Here is a 19,685-nt window from a genome sequence, read left to right on the forward strand (position 1 = left end):
GCCGAGGCCGCGCTTGCTGTAACGCCGCCCGCGCCCGTCGCCGGCGCCGAGCCTCCCGCCGCCGTGGCTGCCGCGATGCGCGCCGCCCAGGTGGTGGTCTGCCCGACCGCCCAGTCGATCACCCACACGGCGGCCCGCATTGAAGCGGTCAAGTCCGGCGCGCGGGTGGCGACCATGCCCGGCATCACCGAAAAGATGTTCCGGGAGGGCGCGATCACGGCCGATTACGCGCGGGTGCGGGAGCTCACGGTGCGGCTGACCGAATTGCTGACCCGCGCGGAGCGGGCGGTGCTTGAGAAAAACGGCCGCACCTTGACTTTGGCGCTCGGCGGCCGGAACGGGATTCCCAGCACCGGGATCTACCGCAATGCGGGAGAAAGCGGGAACCTGCCGTCGGGCGAAGCGTATATCGCGCCGCTTGAGGACGGTTCGGACGGGACAATGGAGATCGACGGATCGATGGTAGGAATCGGAAAGCTCGACAGCCCGCTTACCATCACGGTGGAAAAAGGCAGGCTTCGTGAAATTTCCGGTCAGGGCGCGGAGAAGCTAGCGGTGCTTTTCGAGAACGAACAGAACGGCACCCTCTGCGAGCTTGGGATCGGCACGAATGAAAAGGCGGCCCTCTGTGGGATCGTCCTGGAGGACGAAAAGGTTTATGGCACCGTGCATCTGGCGTTCGGGACCAATCTTTCGTTCGGCGGCACCGTGAAGGCGGGATGCCATCTGGACGGTGTAATCCTGCGCCCCACGCTGTCGCTTGATGGAATGACGGTGCTGCGGAATGGAGAATTTCAATTGTAAATGGAGGACAGGCGAAAAAATGACCTATATCCAGTTTTTTCTCACGGTGAACGATGGAAAATGGCTGATTGCGCAGGCGATCAGCCGGATGGAGGCGGTGCGCCATGCCTTCCAATACGGCAAACTGGCCCTCAAAGGCGGGACCACGGTCTCCTGCCTTTCTGAAATCCTTGACCCAGAGCAGAAACTGCGCATCTGCGGCCGGATGACTCCGCGCGGCGCGGTTTCCGCGAAAAAGGACACAAACGCGCCGCATACCCTGCTCTGGTCGGAAGGGCGGGCGGTCAATCTGGACGGGACAGTGGACGACGCGCTTCTCGAATTGGGACCGGAGGACATTCTGGTCACCGGCGCAAACCTGATCGACAGCGCGGGCGGAGCCGCCATGCTGGCCGGGAGCCCAGGTGGGAACCGGTGCGGGAAGGCAGTTTCCGCGATGACAGCGGAAGGATTTCAGGTGATCATCGCGGCCGGGCTCGAAAAGCTGATCCCCGGCAGCGTGCAGGATGCCATCCGGGCGGCCCGCCGCAAGGGGATTGATGCCGCGATGGGGATGGCCTGCGGACTGTTCCCGGTCTATGGGGAACTGGTCACCGAACTCACCGCGATCCGGATGCTGGCCGGCGTGCAGGCGGAGGTCATCGGGCGCGGAGGGATTTTTGGCGCGGAGGGCGGAACCCTGTTCCAGGCGTGGGGCGAAGCGGGGGAGCTGCAAAAGCTGGCCGACGCGGTGAAATGGTGCCGGGGGCGCCCGATCGCGGGCGAGCCGGAAAGCCTGTCTGAATGCAGCCACCCTTCCCCCGGATGCGGGTATCACCTGTCCTGCGCTTACTGCAAAAAGAACCGGGAACACGAGGTGGGACTGCTCTGAGCCGGAGAATTTTTGATGTATTGTATAAAAGGAAAAGGCTGCGCCGCATAAAACGGCGCAGCCTTTTTTCTTTTCCGCAAATGCGTTGACTTTCGGGCCTCACAATGCCAATCAAGTGCTTATAACCAGTTTGTTGCGCACAATAAAACTGAATTTTATAATAAATGTCTAATGAAAACAAGAAAAAAGACGGAAATGCCAAATTTTTTACTTTCCGGCCTTTTTTCAGATAAATGTGGTTGCGCCGAAAAATTCGGTATGTTAAGATGGGGCTAAAGAAAAATGAAATATAATTTTATCACATAAAACTACAATAACGACATAGAGGAAACATCATGGATAACGATTATACGATTGCCGCAGTGGATCGGGCATTGAAAATCCTCAAGCTGTTTGATGCAAACCATTCCAAAATGACCCTTATTGAGGTCAGCAGCCTTTCGGGACTCAACAAGAGCAGTGTGCTGCGCATTCTTTATACATTGCGGCAGAACGATTTCATCAAATATGACGAACGCACGAAGGAATATTCTCTCGGACTCTCGGTTTTCAAGCTGGGCAACTGCGCCTACTATTCGATGGATATCAGCAAAATTTCCAAACCCTATCTGCACGCCATTGCCAACAAAACCGATATGGTCATCCATCTGGGCGTGATGGAGCAGGAGTCGGTGGTGATCATAGCGAAGGTCTATCCGGACAAGGAAATTGTCTGGCCGCGGTTTCGCTCTAATGTGGGCGGGATTATGCCCGCTTACTGCACCGGGATCGGACGGCTCTTCCTGGCGCACCTGAGCCCGGAAAAGCTGGAATATTATTTTGAGCATGTGGAGCTGAAACGCTTTACCCCGACGACCGTCACCGCGCGTGAGGAACTGGATGCCCTGATTGCGGCGGCGCGGGAAAACAATGTGGATTTCTGCGACTGTGAGCATGAAGCCTATATTTACAGCATCAGCGCCCCCATTTACGATATCAGCGGCAAGATGATCGCGGGCGTGAGCATCGGCGGCTTCCGGGAGATGTTCACAGATGAAGTCATCCGGGATTCGGTGGAACTCGTCAAAAGTGTGGGATGCAAAATTTCCAGGGACTTCGGCTATGAAGGAGAATACCGCTGACAGAACACGCGGTTGATGATGTATTTAATTTTTAGGATAATAATAAAACTTAGTTTTATACAATGAAACCAATGGAGGTGCGTGATGAAGGTTGTCATTACTGATTACTGGTACGAATCCCTCTGTATGGAGAAGGCGGAGTTTGCAAAACTCCCCGGACTCACCCTGTGTGAGTACCAGTGCAAGGATGAGGAAACGCTGGTGGATCTGGTGCGGGACGCGGATGCGGTGGTCGTCCAGTTCGCTCCGATCACCAAAAGGGTCATCGATGCCATGGAGCGCTGCAAGCTGATCGTCCGGTATGCCATCGGGGTGGACAACATCGATGTGGATGCGGCCACCGCGAGGGGGATCTATGTGGCGAATGTGCCGGACTATGGGATTGATGAGGTTTCCAACCACGCGGTCACCCTGCTGCTCGCGCTGAGCAAGATGCTCATCCCCATGGCGGATGCGGTGAAGGCCGGTCGCTGGGATTATACCACGGTCAAACCGCTTTTCCGAATGCGTGGGAAGACCCTGGGATTGGTGGGATTCGGGCGCATCCCGGTGATGGTGGCGGAAAAAATGCGGGGCTTCGGCGTGAAGATGCTCTGCTATGACCCCTATGTGAACGCGCAGGCGGCCAGGGATCTGGGCGTGACCCCGGTGGATCTGGATACGCTGCTGGAAGAATCCGACTACATTTCTATCCATTGCCCGCTCAATGATACAACCCGGCACATGTTTGGTGACGCGCAGTTCGGCCGGATGAAGCCGGGCGCCATCCTCGTCAATACCGCGCGCGGCGCGGTGGTGGATGAACAGGCGCTCATCCGGGCGCTTCAGGAAAAGAAGATCGCGGCGGCCGGCCTGGACGTGCTGGAACGCGAACCGATTGCGCCGCAAAGCCCGCTGCTTTCGATGCCGAATGTGATTGTGACGCCGCATGCCGCCTGGTACAGTGAGGACGCCACGCTGACCCTGCAACGAATGGTGGGTGAAGAGGTGGTTCGGGTGCTTTCCGGCAACCCGCCAAAGAACCTTGTCAACAAGACACTTTTAGAAAGATGAAAAGGAGAGGGTTAGCGTATGTTTGCCGTGATCGACTGCGGAACCACGAATACCCGGATCTTTCTGCTGGATGACCGGCAGGAGATGATCGCCCAGGGGGCCAAAAAGGTGGGGGTGCGGGACACCTCCATCACCGGTTCCCGCGAAACGCTGAAAACCGGCGTGGAGGAACTTTACCGCTCCGTTTTGCAGGAGCATGGGATCGATGGGAAGCAGGTGCGTTTCGCCATTGCTTCCGGCATGATCACCTCGGAGATTGGGCTCATGGAGATCCCGCACCTGGTGGCGCCCTGCGGACTTGCGGAGCTGTCTGGACAGGTTGAGGTTGTCAATGATCCGGCGGTGCTGGATATCGGCGTGCCGGTCTGCTTCATCCGGGGAGTGCGCAACGACTATGGGGATAACGCCACCGCCGCCGACCTGCGGAGGGTGGATTTCATGCGCGGGGAGGAGGTCCAGTGCATGGGAATCCTCACGGAGATGAACCCCGAGCTCCCAGTGAATATCGTGGTGCTTTCCTCCCACACCAAACTGATCCACATTGATGCCGGCGGAAGGATCGCCAGCAGCCTCACCAGCATGAGCGGCCAGATTTTTGAAGCGCTCAAAAATTCCACAAATGTGGGAAAAAGCATCGTCGCCTGCGGCGGGGAGGAGCCGGGAGGATACTCCTTTGAAGAGCTGGTGGAAATCGCGCGGGACTGTGTGGAGAACGCGGGCTTTGTGCGCACGATGCTCATGCCGCGGTTCATGCAGGTGCTGCTCAAAACCGACAGCGACGAACGCAGGCTTTTTGTGGACGCGGCTATCGCGGTGGACGATATGAAGGCCTTCCGGGAATTCAAAAACCAGGGCTATGACGCAAAAAGATATATCCTGTTTGGGCACGAATCCCGCTGCAGGCTGTATACCCATCTGATCCATACATATTTTGGCCAACAGGTGCAGGTGCAGAGCATCTACGACCAGAAGGCAATCGCGGAACTGACGGTCAAGGGCGCCATCGCGGCGGCAGCCAGGATACTGAATGATAAAGAAGAAAGAGGGAATTAGCATGTATCGTATGAAAGGGGTCATCCCCCCAATGATCACACCGTTTTTGGAAAATGGCGAGGTGGATTACGAAGGACTCGTCACGCTGGTGCACTTTTTGAAAGAACAGGTCGACGGCCTGTTCATCACCGGCTCGTACGGCTCCACAGCGCTGCTCCAGCCGGACGAACGCAAAAAGATCGCCGAAGTGGTGATGGATACGGTGGGCGGCAGGATTCCGGTCATTGTCCATGTGGGTACCGCCGACTCCAAAACGGCGGCGGATCTGGCATCCCATGCCAAAAGCCTGGGCGTTGCCGCAGTGTCCGCGGTGGGACCATTCTATTATAAACACAACGCGGACAGCATCTGCCAGTTTTATAAAGAAATTGTGGCGGCCGCAGGCCCGGAACTGCCGGTGTACGTCTACAACAATGTGAGTTTCCAGGGCTACCTGATGGAGCTGCCGCTCATCCGCCGTCTGAAAGAAGAGGCGGGGGTCAGCGGCATCAAGGACGCCACCTTTGATATCATGGCGCACGCGAATTATATCCGTACCCTCAAGGACGAACGGTTTGACGTCGCCTCCGGCACAGAGGCCATGTGGCTGCAGTCACGTGTGCTGGGTACCGAGGCGTTCATTCCGGGGCTGGGCAACGCTTTCCCGGAAATCTGCAAAAAGATGTGGACCGAAGGGATGGAGGGACGCTATGAAGAATGCCGCAAAACCCAGTTTATGATCAATGAGGTGCGGGATATCATGTACCTGGCCCGATCCACCCAGCTCGCTATCTACGCCATGCTGGAGATCCGCGGTATCCTCACCTGTTATCCGCGCAGCCCGTTCATCCCGGCCACCGCGGAGGAAAAAGGGAAAATCAAGGCCCGGCTGACCCAGCTCGGGCTCCTGTAAATATCATCTGTACGCCACATAAGACCAGACATCGGAAAATGAGGAGGAACCGGTATGGAAATCAAGTACAGCATTTCCCCGTTCGAACTGAAAACCCTGAACACCCGCGAAATGCGGGACCGCATCCTGATCGAGAAGGTTTTTGCCCCGGATGAGGCGGCGCTCACCTATTCCTTTGACGAACGGTTCATCCTGGGCGGGATCATGCCTGTCCATAAGGAGATCAAACTGGAGCCCGCGGATGAAATCCGGCAGGAATATTTCCTGAGGACACGCGAGCTGGGTCTCATCAACATCGGCGGAGCAGGGACGGTTACGGCGGACGGCGAAAGTTTTGCGGTCGGCTTTGAGGAAGGGATGTATATCGGCTGCGAAACCAAAGAGGTCTCCTTCCAAAGCGCGGACCCGGAAAATCCCGCCAAGTTTTACATCACCAGCGCGCTGGCGTTCAAAAAGTATCCAACCGTCAAAATTACCGCGGACATGGTTTCAAACAATCCCTGCGGCTCGAAAGAAGGGGCCAGCGAACGGATCGTCAAAAAATACATCCACAAGGACGGCGTCAAAAGCTGTCAGCTCATGATGGGGATCAACTCGGTCCAGCCGGGCAGCGTATGGAACACCCTGCCCACCCACACCCATAAACGCCGGGTGGAATGTTTCATGTACTATAAAATCCCGGAGAACGATTTCTATATCGAAGTGATCGGAGAACCGGAGGAAAGCCGCCACATTGTCATCCGGAACGAACAGGCGATCGTCTCGGCCGCCTGGCAGATGCACTTTGGCGTCGGGACCTGCTGCTACGACTTCATCTGGGCCATGGCTGGTGAAAATCAGGAATTCCCCGACATGGACGTCGTACCAATGACACAGGTCAAATAAAACCGCTCTATTAGGGGGAAAAACCATGTTTATGGACCGTTTTTCATTGGAAGGAAAGGTGGCGGTGGTCACCGGCTCCGCCACCGGGATCGGACGCGGGATCGCCTGGGGATTGGCCCAGGCGGGCGCGTCGATCGTGGGCGTTTACCATTCCCATCAGCCCGATGAGCTGGAAAACAGAATCCGGAAAATCGGCGGGCAGTTTTATGGGATACAGGCCGACCTGACCGATATGTCCCAGGTAAGCGGGATCATCCCGCGGGCGGTGGAACATTGCGGCCGGCTGGATATCCTGGTCAACGACGCGGGCATCTGCCCCAGGGGCACGATCTTTGATTTTTCTCAGGAGGATTGGGACCGCACCGCGCAGCTCAATCAAAAGGTGGTCTATTTCCTTTCCCAGGCGGCGCTCAACCAGTTCCGTAAGCAGGGATCGCGGGGGAAGATCATCAACATTGCCTCGATGCTTTCATTTGTGGGCGGTGTGCGCGCCAGTGCCTACACCGCGTCCAAGCACGCGGTGGTGGGGATCACCAAAGCGATGGCAAGCGAAGCGGGTGAATACGGTATCAATGTCAATGCGATCGCGCCCGGCTGGATCAGCACCAACCTTGCCAAGCCGATCATGGCCGACAAGGGCCGCAACGATTCGATCATTTCCCGGCTGCCTGCCGGGGATTGGGGGGATCCGGACGATCTGATGGGAACCGCGGTGTATCTGGCCTCCCCGGCGTCCGACTATGTGCATGGCGCGGTCATCCCGGTGGACGGCGGATACCTCACAAGATGACAGGAGGGATTATTTTGAATTGCCTTTACTGCGAAAAGGGGGAAAAGCTTGAAAGCTTTACTCTGAAGATCTGTGAACTGAAGACCACTATCCTCTATCTGTTCAAGGAACAGAGCTACCGCGGGCGGGTGGTGCTGGTTCTAAAGCGCCATGCGGAGGAGCTATTTGAGCTGACAAGGCAGGAACAGGAGGACTTTATCGCGGATCTGTGCCTCGTGACGAAAGCCGCGTCAAACCTGTTTGCGGCCGATAAAATCAACTGCGGTATGTATGGGGACACGGTGAAGCACCTGCATGTACATGTGGTGCCGAAAAAAGAGGGAAAACTCGATTGGAATGGCATCCCGCAGATGAATCCCAACCAGGTTTACCTGACTGATGAGGAATATGAGGAGATGATCAGGGCTTACCGGGATTACATCGCTTCAAAACAGGACTGATTTGCTGAGATTGATGAAGGAGAATGATTATGAACAAATCGTATAAACGGCTGACCTCTCTGCTGGCAATCATCGTAATGTTTGCTGTTGCCGTAAGCGGATGCGTCTCCGGCGCCACCGTTTCCTCCTCCACTGCGCCCGCGAACGCGCCGGCCTCCCAGCCCGCCGCTTCGGCTGGAAGCGAAGCCCCCTCCGGGGATGCGGCTTCGGACAGCGGGACCGACCCGGTGGTAACCCTGACTTTGGGCCACGTGCAGTCCGCGGAGGAAAATGTGGCAACCATCTTCTCTGAAGCGTTTAAAGAAGCCTGTGCCAAACGCAACATCCAGGTTGACATCTTCCCGGGCTCGCAGCTCGGAAACAGCCGTGACCTGATGGAAGGCCTGCGCATGGGCACGATCGATCTGAACGTCACCGGCACCGCCGACTATTCCAAACTCTGCTCCGACCTCGGCGTACTGGATCTGGCATATATCTGGAAGAATTACGACCAGATGTTCGCCGTGCTGGACGGTGAAATCGGTCAGACGCTGGCCCAAAAGCTGTTGGATGAATCCGGTGTGCGTATCCTTGGCTACAGCGCGTCCTTTGGCTCCCGGTGCGTTGTCACAGTCGGCGATAAGGTGTTCACCAATCTGGACGAGGCTAAGAAACTGAATCTCAAAGTCCGCACCATTGAATCCCCGGTCTATATTGGTTCGATGCAGGCGATGGGCATGAACCCCACGCCGATGGGCTTCAGCGAAATCTATACCGCCCTGCAGACCCATGTCATCGACGGCTACGAGCATGATGCGGATACCACGCTGGCCAACGGCTTCGACGAAGTCGCGAAGAACTTCATGCTCACCAACCATATGAACGGCCCGATCGCCCTTTATATGTCCGAGAAATCCTTTGAGAAGCTGGACGAAAAGGTCCGGCAGGATATCCTGGAAGCGGGACGGGAAGCCGCAGCCGTGCATCGTGAAACCGCCCCGGTTAAGGAAAAGGAGAAACTGGAAGAACTGAAATCCACCGGTATGAATGTGGTCGAGGTGGATACCGAAAGCTTCGCCGCCGCCTGTAACGAGTTTAACAAGTCCTACTGTGCCGAAAACGGCCTGACCGAATATTACGAAAAGATCATCGCTCAGTGACGCTGCGGCACGTGACATGCCATTGCGGCGGCCTGTACAAACGGGCCGCCGCGCCGAAAGAGGGAAATGTTTATGAATAAGGTTGCAAATGTGGTTGACAAAGTGGTCTGCGCCCTGCTGGTAATCTTCTTCGCACTGATCCTGCTGGTGGGTACGGCGCAGATCATCTCCCGGTATTTTTTCAGCATGCCAATCGTCTGGGCGGATGAGCTGTCCAAATATTTGTTCCTGTGGATGGTCATGATCGGGGCGGCGTACGGAGTCCGCCTGAAAAAACATGTCGTGGCGGATGTTCTGATCACAAAGTTCAACCCGGGGCTCAAAAAGGCGGTAGGATTGGCCGTCGACCTGCTCTCGGTATTTCTGTTCGGGGTGTTTATCGCCTACACGCCGAAAATGATGCGGCTGGCTGCGGGGGAAATCTCCAGCACGGTGCGCATCCCATTGAGCTATGTTTATCTGGGCGTCCTGGTGGGCGCGGTGCTGATGCTGTTTTATACCCTGGTGGATATGTATGGGAAATATGTGAAAAAGACGGCAATGGAGGGATAACTTTGCTTCCGATCCTTTTTGTATCTTTTGTGGTTTTGCTGCTGCTCGGAGCCCCCATTGCATACAGTATGGGGCTCGCCTCCATCTTTGCGCTTCTGTTCGGCGGCGCGGGTTTTCCGCTGGAGGTTGTGGTTCAGCGCACCTATAACCTGCTGGACAGCTACTCTCTGCTGGCAATCCCTTTTTTCATCGTCAGCGGGGAGCTGATGAGTTCCGGCGGGATTTCCAAGCGTCTGGTGCAGTTTGCCTCGGACGCGGTGGGCCACTTCCGTGGGAATATGGCCCAGGTTTCGATCCTTTCCAGCATGATTTTCGCGGGTGTTTCCGGTTCTTCGGTCGCGGATGCGGCGGCGTGCGGATCGATCCTGATCCCCGCCATGCGCAGCAAGGGCTATGATAAGGGCTGGACGGCAGCCTTGCAGGCGTCCGCCGCGACGATGGGGCCGATTATCCCGCCGAGCATGAATATGATCATCTACGGATCGCTCACCGGCGTGTCGATCGGCGCGCTGTTCATGGGCGGGGTGATTCCGGGTGTCCTGATCGGTGTGTCGATGATGTGCCTGGTGATCTTTCTGAGCACCCGCCCGAAGTTTGGATACCTGCGGGCATCCGGAAAATTTGTGGGTTTTAAAAAGCTGTGGACCAGCTTTAGGCATGCGATCCTGGCGCTGTTTATGCCGGTGATCATCATTGGAGGGATCATCTCCGGCATCTTTACCGCCACCGAGGCCGGGATCGCGGCAACGGTCTACGCCCTGTTTGTTGGCATGTTTGTCTATAAGGAAATTCGGCTGAAAGATCTGGGCAGGATCTTTGTAAACGCCGCGCTCACCTCCTCCACGGTGCTGCTGATCGCCGGACTGGCCGGCCCGTTCGGCTGGCTGATGGGAATTGTCCAGTTCCCGCAGAAGACGGTGGCCATGCTGACCACTCTGAGCGACAATCCGATCATCATCCTGCTACTGATCATCCTGTTTTTGCTGGTGCTGACCTGCTTTGTGGAGGTGCTTGCGGCCATGATCCTGGTGGCGCCAGTGCTTGTTCAGGTGTGCTCCACCTATTCCTTCCATCCGATTTATTTTGGAGTGATCGTGGTGATCGCGCTGCTGATTGGGCAGGTGACGCCGCCGGTTGGGGTTCTCCTATATGTGACATCGGGGATCGCGGAATGCAAATTCAGCGAGATCTGCCGCCATATCTGGCCGTTCATCATCCTGCTGACCACGGTTGTGCTGCTCTGTGTATTTTTCCCGCCGCTGGTGACTTTCCTGCCGTCGCTGCTGATGAACTGAAGTCAGGTTACTGCAACAAAGCCAAAAAAGCTGCCCGGTTTAGCCGGGCAGCTTTTCCTTTAAAGATGGGCCTGCGGCTTTAAAAATTTGAATTGTAGAAAAATTTGACGTTTTTTTGTTTCTTTTGCGAATTGTTTTTTCAGTTTTAAGGGCTATACTTAAGACATCAACGAGAGATATATCAGATATATATAAGATGCATACCTTGAAATATATGAGGGTGAAGTATGACGAGCGGCAAAACAGATTTGGCTTACGCGGAGATCAAAAAGAAAATACTGAGCGGAGTACTCCCGCCTTTGAGCGATATTTCCGAGGACGCTCTGCAAAAGGAGCTGGAGATCAGCCGCACCCCCATACGGGAAGCGGTCCAGCGCCTGCAGAAGGAAGGATTCGTCTATATCTATCCGCGCAAGGGGACGATTGTCAGCGAGGTCACCCCGGATCTGGTGCATGAAATCTACCAGATGCGTGAACTGAATGAACCGGCCATTGCCTGTGAGGCCTGCAAGCGGATTCAGCACGACTGGCTGCTGATCCGGCGCAATGCGTTTGCCAACCCGCCCGAAGGGCTGACCGAACAGGAACTGATCCAATATTTCATCAAATATGATAGCGAGCTGCATATGAGCCTGCTGGATTACTGCAACAACCGCTTTCTGCGCAACATCATGACCATTGTTTACGACCATAGCCAGAGGCTGCGTATCAAAACATCCCGGCCGACCCACAAAGAGCAGGATAATGCAACTCAGGAACATATCGACATTATCGACGCGTTGCTTTCACAGGATCAGGAGCGGGTACGCAACGCTGTGCTGGAACATATCCGCAGTTCCCGCAAGATTTCGATTGGGTACTATAAATTTCAGGAGATTCTGGAGACTTTTTAAGAGTCCCATTCTCTGCAACAACCAGATATATCAGTTGAATATTTAATTTATATCACAAGAAAATTAGCATGATAAAACATTAACAATAAATGTTAAAATTGTGCAAAGTTTTAGGAGGCAAACAATGAAACACAGCATCAAAGACGTAAAGATCTACAGCGCGGTTTCCATCCTCACCAAGCCGATCGCAGATTCCACCCATACGATCAGCAAAATCGCATTCTATGTGCTGGAAGTCGAGCTCGAGAGCGGCGTGACAGGACAGGGTTATCTGCTTTCGTTCCACTATTCCCCCGGTGCGATCGAGGGAGCGCTCAAAGACCTTAAAAAATTTGTGCTGGAGCACGGTTATCAGGCCTATGAGACGGTAAAGGTCAAAATGGACTACGACAAGGAAGCGGAATATTTCGGCCATGAAGGAATCCAAAAATGGGCGATCGCAACATTGAACGTCGCCATGTGGGACGCCTGGGGCAAAACGCTCGGCGCGCCGGTTCATAAAATCCTCGGGGCCAGCGTGCAGAAGATCCCGGTTTACGGCAGCGGCGGCTGGATCTCCTATTCGGACGAGGAGCTGCTCGAAGAGGTGCTTGATTACAAATCCCGCGGATTCACCGCTGTGAAGATCAAGGTCGGCTCGAAGGACGGCGTTGCTCACGACCTGCACCGTCTCAAAAAGTGCCGTGAGGCGCTGGGTGACGGTGTGAAGATTATGATGGACGCAAATCAGGGCATGGATGTCCCGACCGCGCTGGAACTGGCGGAAAAAGCCCGCGGCATCGGTATCCAGTGGTTCGAGGAGCCGGTTGTGCACAACGACTTCGCCGGATACGAGCTGCTGCGCAGCAAATGCGGCATTGCGCTTGCCATGGGCGAACGCGAATATAACTGCGAGGCGCTCAAGGCGCTGATTGCCCGCAACGCCCTCGATATGTGGCAGCCCGACCTGATCCGCATCGGCGGCGTGGAAGAATGGCGCAACTCGGTCGCGCTGGCCAACGCTTATGGCATCCCGGCGCTGCCGCACTACTACAAGGATTACGACGTGCCGCTGCTCTGCACCGTCCCGAAAGTCTACGGCGCTGAGTCGTTCGACTGGATCGACGGCATCATCGACAATACCATGCGGATCGAAAACGGTTACGCTTATCCCCGCGAAGGCGCGGGCTGGGGCTTTACCTTTAAGGAAGAGTTCCTGAAGGAGGTCAAATAACCGTGAAGGCTTTACAGGTTTTCGCACCGAATGAGATGCGTTTGGTCGAAACGGAAATCCCGGCGATCAAACACGACACCCAGGTGCTGGTCCGGATCACAGCGGCCGGGATCTGCGGTTCGGATGTACATATCCTGCACGGTTCACATCCCTATGTCACCTATCCCCGCATCATTGGCCATGAGGGCTGCGGCATCGTTGAGAAAACTGGCGCGGCGGTTGCCGATCTCAAAGTGGGTGACGGGGTGGTCATCGAACCGATCCGCGGCTGCGGCAGATGTTATGCCTGCCGCCACGGAAAATATAATATCTGCCCGGACATCGTGGTCGCGGGCGTGCATGAGGACGGAACCTTTGCGGAATATATGGTGGTTGACCGCAGCCAGCTGCACAAATACGATCCCAGCCTAACGCCGGTGCAGGCGGCGGTCGCCGAGCCCTATACCGTTGGCGCGCAGGCCAACTACCGTGCGGACACCTTGCCGGGTGACCTCGTACTGGTGCATGGAGCCGGCCCAATCGGGCTCATTGTCTGCGACATCGCACATACGCGCGGCGCGACAGTCATCGTTTCGGAGGTCAATGAGAAGCGGCTCGGGATGGCCCCCTGTTTCGGTGCAAAATATACGGTCAACCCCATGAAAGAGGACCTGGGCGCACGCGTCATGGAGATTTCCGGCGGAGAAGGCGCAAACGTCATCTTCGAGGCCTCCGGCGTCCCCAAGCTTACCGAACAGTCGATCGGGCTGCTTTCTCCCGGCGGGCGGTTTGTGCCGATGACCTTTGGCGCGCAGCCAATTCCTGTAAATTTCATGCCGGTCAACAAGAATGAGATCACCATCGCGGGTACTCGTAACCAGAATGGGAAATTCCCGGATATTGTCGCATCGCTTCCGGGCAGAATCGATCGGATTGACCGGCTGGTCACCCATGTGTTCCCGATCACAGAATATCAAAAGGCGTTTGACACGCTGGCCGACAGGGACAGCGGCGCCTGTAAGGTTGTCCTTACGTTTTGAAGGAGGGGTATCCCATGAACAGCACAGAATTTGTCAACAGCCTGTTTAACCTGGAAGGCCATGTCGGAATTGTGACCGGCGCGTCCCGCGGAATCGGCGCGGGGATTGCCCGCATCATCAGCCAGGCCGGCGCGACCGTCTATGATCTCGATGTCGGAGAACCCGCGGATGAAGAACAATTCAATGAAAAGGTCCGCTTTGTGAAGGTCGATCTCACCGACCGCGCAGCTTGTAAAAAAGTGATCGAGGAAATTGTCGCAAAGGAAGGCCAGCTAGATTTTCTCATCAACAATGCGGGCATCACACATAAGCAGCGCGCAGAGGAATTTGACATGGACCGCTATAAAAAAATCCAGGACATCAACCTGGAAACCCTGTTCGAGCTTTGCCGGATGTGTTATCCTTACCTCAAACAGTCCAAATACATCGGACGGATTCTGAGCATCTCCTCTATGGGCGCGCATATGGGATTTAACGGCGTTGTGCCTTACTGCATCACCAAATCCGGCGTGCTGGGCCTTACCCGCGGGCTGGCCACGGAATGGGCCCATGACAATATCCTCGTCAACAGCGTAGCGCCAGGCTGGGTGCTGACCAAGCTCAATGCCGATATGTTTGAAAAGAACCCTGACCGAAAGGAAGCCGCATGGCGCAAGTTCCCGATGGACCGTTTTGGCACGCCGGAGGACATCGGAAATATGATGCTGTTTTTGCTTTCCGGCGCTTCCACCTATCTGACCGGACAGGACTTTGCGGTTGACGGCGGCGCGCTCGCCTACGGATTCTAAGGAGGAGAACAAAATGAAACTTGCAGTCACAGGAAAGAACCAGGCCGGGAAGTTTGCGCCGCTTGTATTCCGCGGAAGCTACGACGAGATGATCCCGGCAGCGGCCCAAATCGGCTATGATGCCATGGAACTGCATATCCACAATTCGGCCGAGCTCGACCGTGCGGCGCTCAAAAAACTTTTTGACGAAAATGGAATCACCCTTTCCTCGATCGGGACCGGTTCGGCCTACGCCGAGGACCACCTGAGCCTTTCGAGCGACGACCCGGACAGCCGCCGCGGGGCGGTGGAACGGATGAAGGATCACATCGTCACCGCGCAGGACTACGACGCGGTCGTGATCATCGGGCTTATCAAGGGAATGATCCGGGACGCTTCCAGCAAAGAGGCCTGCATGCGGCATCTCTCCGAGAGCCTGCATGAGTTGGTGGATTTTGCCAAGGCGCATAAAGTTGTGCTGGTGCTGGAAATCCTCAACCGTTACGAGAGTGATTTTCTCAATACGATTGCGGAAGGCGTGGAATTTATCAAGGATTACGATACCGATTACCTCAAACTGCACATCGATACCTATCATATGAACATTGAAGAAACCCATCCAGGGGAAAATATCCGCGCCGCCAGGGGGCTCATCGGTCACTGTCATATCGCGGACAGCGATCGCTGGTATGCGGGTCACGCCCACTATGATTTCAAAGAAACGGTGCGGGCCCTGCGCGACATCGGCTACGACCGCGCGCTTTCGGTCGAATCGTTCCTATTCCCCAATTCCGAAGAGTCTGCAAGGCGTTCCTTTGAAACATTAAAGGAAGCGTGCAAATAAATATCCGTTTAAAAAGGGAAAATGTAAAGTTTTCAGAAAGAAGGAGAATTATGAAAAGAATCCTTACAGCAGTCTTGGCCTCCGCAATGCTTGTCACTTCATTGGCCGCCTGCGGCGGTGGGAATTCCGCCAGCAGCGCCGCCCCGGCTTCAAGCACGGCGCCCGCTTCCCAAACGTCAGGCTCCGAGCCTGCCGGCGAAGCCGCGCAGATTGACGCGCCTGCGGTCACCATTGACGTCGGCTTCGGCCCGACCATCGACATGCCCTACGGCATCGCGCATGAATACTGGGCAAAAACCATTTCCGAGCGCAGCGGCGGCAACATGACCATGAACGTTTTCCCGTCTGACCAGCTCGGCTCCACCAAGGACACCATTGACCAGTGCCTCACTGGCGACGCGGTCGTAACCTCCACCGACGTTTCCTATTTCGCGGACCTGGGCGTCAAGGACCTGATGATCATCCAGGCGCCGTATCTCTGCGAGACCTGGGAACAGATGGACAAGATCTTTGCAAGCGACTGGTTCAAAGAGCAGGAAGCGCTGCTTGAAGAGAAAGGCATTAAGGTATTGGCGGCAAACTGGCGTTACGGCGACCGCCACACCATCACCAAGAACAAGGTCGAACATCCCGCCGATATCAAAGGCATGAAGATCCGCGTCCCGCAGGCCACCGCATTCGTCAAAGGCTTTGAAGCGATTGGCGCATCCCCCACGCCTATGGCGCTGGGCGACGTTTACACCGCGCTGCAGCAGGGCACCATCGACGGCCTGGAGAATCCGCTGCCGACCATCTACGGCAACAAATATCAGGAAGTTGCGAAATACCTTCTGCTCGACGCCCACATGAAGACGATCAACATCCAGGTTTGCGGCATTGATTTCTTCAATACCCTTTCCCCGGAACAGCAGGCGCTGCTGGTTGAAACCGCTGTGGACGCGGGCGAATACCAAAACGAGCTGGCCGCCGCAAAGGATGCCGAACTGCTTGCGGCGTTCGAGGCGGAAGGCTGCACCATCACCGAGATCGATTATAACGAATGGAAAGAAGCCGCAAAAAGTTTCTATGACATGCCGGAATTTGCCGATTGGACCCCTGGCCTTTACGACCGGATCCAGGAGATCATGAACGCCTGACACACCATGTAAGAGCTGCCAGGCGGGGGTTTCCCCCGCCTGGCAACATCAGGAGGAGATGGATTTGAAAGAGAAAAGCCTGCGGTCCACCTTGTGGCATTTTGATTTTGCCCTATCCGGACTGGCATTGACCGCGCTGATTATCCTCACAAGCGTTGGTGTTGTCGCGCGGTATTTCCTGCATGAGCCGATCACCTGGCTGGAGGAGGTTCAGATGATGCTGATCGTCTGGACCACCTTTATGGGCGGCAGCGTCGCTTTCCGGCTCAAAGGACATGTGGCGATCGAAGTTGTGGTTGAACTGTTCCCCAAACCTGTGCAGAAGGTTCTGCGCTACATCGTATTTTTCTTTGTCCTTATCGTGCTTGCCGCGGTTACACGGGAAGGGATCAACCTGATGGATCAGCTGATCCGGACCACCCGCGTCACCAGCATGCTGCATATCCCTTATGCGCTCATCTATTCGGCCATGCCGATCGGGTGTGTGCTGATGGGCATCAATTTTATCCTGACCGAAGGAAAAGAACTGTTCCTGCAAAAAAAATCCGAAAAAAAGGAGGCGGAGTGATTTGAATACCCTGATTACCGCATCCGTGATCGTTCTGCTGCTCTGCCTCTTTATGAAAGTGCCGGTATTCATTTCCGTGCTTGCCGGTTCCGGCACCTATTTTTTGATGTCGGCAAACGTTTCTTCCCAAATCCTTGCACAGCGGTTTGCTTCCGGCGTGGAAAGCGTCCCGCTGCTTGCGGTACCGTTTTTCGTCTGCGCTGGCGTCTTTATGAATTATTCCGGCGTCACCGAACGGATTATGGCCTTCTGCGGCGCGCTGACCGGCCGTATGTGGGGCGGGTTGGCACAGGTGAATATCCTGCTTTCCACCCTGATGGGAGGCCTTTCCGGATCAAGCTTGGCGGACGCCGCGATGGAGGCGAAGATGCTCGTCCCGGAGATGGAGAAAAAGGGCATGAGCAAAGCGTTTTCCACCGTTGTCACCGCGTTTTCCTCTACGATCACTCCGCTCATTCCCCCTGGAATCGCGATGATCCTCTACGGCTCAATTGCGAATATCTCGATCGGGCAGCTATTTATGACCGGCATCGCGGTCGGGCTGCTCATGTGTGTAACCATGATGATCCTGACCACCTTTATCGCGCACCGCCGCGGTTACAAGCCGATGCGTACCGATAAAATCCCGGTCACCGAAAAGCTCAGCGCCTTCAAGCACGCGGCTCTGCCGCTCTGCCTGCCGGTTATCATCATCGGCGGCATCCGTCTGGGCATCTTCACCCCGACCGAGGCTGGTGCGATTGCGATCCTCTATTCAATCCTGCTGGGCTTTATGTACCACCGTCTCAACACCAGAAATATGGTGGAAGGCATGCAGGAAACGATTGTAACCACCGCTTCGATCATGCTGATCGTTGGGGCGGCCTCTGCGTTCGCATGGGTGCTCACCAAGGAGCGCATCCCGCAGATGCTCACCGAATGGATTGTCGCTACCGTCAATAACAAGTACCTGTTCCTGATCCTGATCAACATCTTCCTGCTGATCGTCGGCATGTTCATCGAAGGCAACGCGGCGACCATCGTTCTGGTTCCGCTGCTGGTACCGATGGCGCGGGCATTTGGAATCCACGATATCCAGTTTGCGTTTGTATTCATCTTCAACATGGCGATCGGCTCGATTACGCCGCCGATGGGCACCATCATGTTCGTCAGCTGCGGCGTCACCGGATGTAAGATTCGGGACTTTCTGCGGGAAGCGGTTCCCTATTTCATACAGATGGGCGTCTGTCTGCTGCTGATCACCTTCGTGCCGGTTGTTACCACCTTTATGGTCGATCTATTTTATTGATTGGGAGTCTTAACACATGAAATACCTGAAAATTGACGAGCCGTTCAAGGCCCAGATGCGGGAGGGGGAAATCCCTGTTCCGGGGGAGGGCGAAGCGCTCCTGAGGCTCCTTTACGGCGGGATCTGCGGCAGCGATCTGGGGACTTATCGCGGAACGATGGCATATTCCTCCTATCCACGCGTTCCGGGCCATGAGTTTTCCGCCGAGATCGTGGAGGTCGCGGAAAATGCTTATGGGCTAAAAAAAGGCATGACCGTCACCGCGAACCCCTACTTCAACTGCGGCCATTGCTATTCCTGCCAGCGCGGGCTGGTCAACTGCTGCACCGACAACCAGACGATGGGCGTGCAGCGGGAAGGCGCTTTCGCCGAATACATTACCATGCCCGTTGAGCGCATCTATGATGGCAAGGGGCTGCCCGCGAAAACCCTGACCCTGATCGAGCCTTTCTGCATCAGCTATCATGGCATCAAGCGCGCCCGGGTGCGCCCAGGCAAGAAGGTGCTGGTGGTCGGTGCGGGTACGATTGGCGTACTGGCCGCGCTTTCCGCGAAGCTGTTCGGCGGTGAGGTTTATATCTGCGATGTGGCGCCGAAAAAGCTGGAATTCGCAAAAACTTTCGGTGTCGACGGAGTCATCCTGAACGATGGCCCGGACGCGCTGGCCAAAGCGGTCGAGGAAATCACCGGCGCAAACGGCTTTGATGTGACCGTCGAGGCGGTCGGGCTGCCGGCGACCTTCCAGAACTGCATTGACGCGGCCGCGTTCGGCGGACAGGTCGTGGTGATCGGCATTGGCAAAAAGCCGCTGGAATTCCAATTTTCGCTTATCCAGAAAAAGGAACTCAACCTTTACGGTTCCCGCAACGCGGTCAAAGAGGACTTTATGGAGCTCATCGATATCGTAAAATCCGGTCGGGTTGACCTTGACCGGATCGTGACCAATTGCTATCCGTTCGCGGACGCGGTGAAAGCATTTGAAGATTTCGACAAGCATGGGGATTCGATGCTCAAGGTCATTCTGGAATTCTAATCCAAGTTTTCTTTGGGGGCCGGGGGGCC

Annotated in this window: 21 protein-coding genes; all 21 read left to right on the forward strand. The window is 55.7% G+C overall.

What is annotated here, in order from left to right; genetic code table 11:
* On the forward strand, positions 1-804 hold an 804-nt coding region (locus DWV16_RS16365; protein ID WP_118480390.1), incomplete at its 5' end, for an aminopeptidase.
* Positions 805-823: 19 nt separating this feature from the next.
* Positions 824-1,675, forward strand: a complete 852-nt coding sequence (locus DWV16_RS16370; RefSeq protein WP_118480391.1) for a hypothetical protein — start codon at positions 824-826, stop codon at positions 1,673-1,675.
* A 335-nt stretch (positions 1,676-2,010) separates the two neighbouring features.
* On the forward strand, positions 2,011-2,796 hold the full coding sequence (locus DWV16_RS16375; protein ID WP_066456061.1) for an IclR family transcriptional regulator: 786 nt from the start codon (positions 2,011-2,013) through the stop codon (positions 2,794-2,796).
* A gap of 84 nt (positions 2,797-2,880) precedes the next feature.
* Entirely contained in the window at positions 2,881-3,849 is a 969-nt protein-coding gene (locus tag DWV16_RS16380; protein WP_066456063.1) for a C-terminal binding protein, read from the forward strand.
* 18 nt (positions 3,850-3,867) lie between these two features.
* On the forward strand, positions 3,868-4,902 hold the full coding sequence (locus DWV16_RS16385) for a 2-dehydro-3-deoxygalactonokinase (protein WP_118480393.1): 1,035 nt from the start codon (positions 3,868-3,870) through the stop codon (positions 4,900-4,902).
* 1 nt (position 4,903) lies between these two features.
* Positions 4,904-5,794 (forward strand): dihydrodipicolinate synthase family protein, encoded by an 891-nt coding sequence (locus DWV16_RS16390; protein WP_118480395.1) that lies wholly within the window; start codon positions 4,904-4,906, stop codon positions 5,792-5,794.
* A 54-nt stretch (positions 5,795-5,848) separates the two neighbouring features.
* The gene (gene kduI / locus DWV16_RS16395; protein WP_066456072.1) at positions 5,849-6,679 is read left to right on the forward strand and encodes a 5-dehydro-4-deoxy-D-glucuronate isomerase; all 831 of its coding nucleotides are present in this window, start codon (positions 5,849-5,851) and stop codon (positions 6,677-6,679) included.
* A gap of 25 nt (positions 6,680-6,704) precedes the next feature.
* Entirely contained in the window at positions 6,705-7,469 is a 765-nt protein-coding gene (locus DWV16_RS16400) for an SDR family oxidoreductase (protein ID WP_066456074.1), read from the forward strand.
* A gap of 14 nt (positions 7,470-7,483) precedes the next feature.
* Positions 7,484-7,909: an HIT family protein gene (locus DWV16_RS16405; protein WP_242863607.1), complete on the forward strand. Its 426-nt coding sequence runs from the start codon at positions 7,484-7,486 to the stop codon at positions 7,907-7,909.
* Between the two features lie 29 nt (positions 7,910-7,938).
* Positions 7,939-9,048 (forward strand): TRAP transporter substrate-binding protein, encoded by a 1,110-nt coding sequence (locus DWV16_RS16410; RefSeq protein WP_066456084.1) that lies wholly within the window; start codon positions 7,939-7,941, stop codon positions 9,046-9,048.
* A gap of 72 nt (positions 9,049-9,120) precedes the next feature.
* On the forward strand, positions 9,121-9,600 hold the full coding sequence (locus tag DWV16_RS16415; protein ID WP_066456087.1) for a TRAP transporter small permease: 480 nt from the start codon (positions 9,121-9,123) through the stop codon (positions 9,598-9,600).
* Between the two features lie 2 nt (positions 9,601-9,602).
* Positions 9,603-10,895: a TRAP transporter large permease gene (locus tag DWV16_RS16420; RefSeq protein ID WP_158572953.1), complete on the forward strand. Its 1,293-nt coding sequence runs from the start codon at positions 9,603-9,605 to the stop codon at positions 10,893-10,895.
* A 227-nt stretch (positions 10,896-11,122) separates the two neighbouring features.
* Entirely contained in the window at positions 11,123-11,788 is a 666-nt protein-coding gene (locus tag DWV16_RS16425; protein WP_118480399.1) for a GntR family transcriptional regulator, read from the forward strand.
* A gap of 124 nt (positions 11,789-11,912) precedes the next feature.
* Positions 11,913-13,001 carry a mandelate racemase/muconate lactonizing enzyme family protein gene (locus DWV16_RS16430; protein ID WP_118480401.1) on the forward strand — a complete coding sequence of 363 codons (1,089 nt, stop codon included), beginning with the start codon at positions 11,913-11,915 and terminating at the stop codon, positions 12,999-13,001.
* 2 nt (positions 13,002-13,003) lie between these two features.
* Entirely contained in the window at positions 13,004-14,020 is a 1,017-nt protein-coding gene (locus tag DWV16_RS16435) for a zinc-binding dehydrogenase (protein WP_066456096.1), read from the forward strand.
* A gap of 14 nt (positions 14,021-14,034) precedes the next feature.
* Positions 14,035-14,808: an SDR family NAD(P)-dependent oxidoreductase gene (locus DWV16_RS16440; RefSeq protein ID WP_066456098.1), complete on the forward strand. Its 774-nt coding sequence runs from the start codon at positions 14,035-14,037 to the stop codon at positions 14,806-14,808.
* A gap of 13 nt (positions 14,809-14,821) precedes the next feature.
* Positions 14,822-15,631 carry a sugar phosphate isomerase/epimerase family protein gene (locus tag DWV16_RS16445; RefSeq protein WP_066456099.1) on the forward strand — a complete coding sequence of 270 codons (810 nt, stop codon included), beginning with the start codon at positions 14,822-14,824 and terminating at the stop codon, positions 15,629-15,631.
* Between the two features lie 50 nt (positions 15,632-15,681).
* Entirely contained in the window at positions 15,682-16,767 is a 1,086-nt protein-coding gene (locus DWV16_RS16450; protein WP_118480403.1) for a C4-dicarboxylate TRAP transporter substrate-binding protein, read from the forward strand.
* A gap of 64 nt (positions 16,768-16,831) precedes the next feature.
* Positions 16,832-17,335, forward strand: coding sequence for a TRAP transporter small permease (locus tag DWV16_RS16455; RefSeq protein ID WP_158572954.1), 504 nt, complete (start codon positions 16,832-16,834; stop codon positions 17,333-17,335).
* Between the two features lies 1 nt (position 17,336).
* Positions 17,337-18,623: a TRAP transporter large permease gene (locus DWV16_RS16460; RefSeq protein ID WP_066456106.1), complete on the forward strand. Its 1,287-nt coding sequence runs from the start codon at positions 17,337-17,339 to the stop codon at positions 18,621-18,623.
* A 16-nt stretch (positions 18,624-18,639) separates the two neighbouring features.
* Complete coding sequence (locus tag DWV16_RS16465) at positions 18,640-19,656, forward strand: zinc-binding alcohol dehydrogenase family protein (RefSeq protein WP_066456109.1); 1,017 nt, start codon at positions 18,640-18,642, stop codon at positions 19,654-19,656.
* Positions 19,657-19,685 lie beyond the last annotated feature (29 nt).

This window comes from Anaerotruncus sp. AF02-27 (genome assembly GCF_003465835.1).
GTDB lineage: Bacteria > Bacillota > Clostridia > Oscillospirales > Ruminococcaceae > Anaerotruncus > Anaerotruncus rubiinfantis.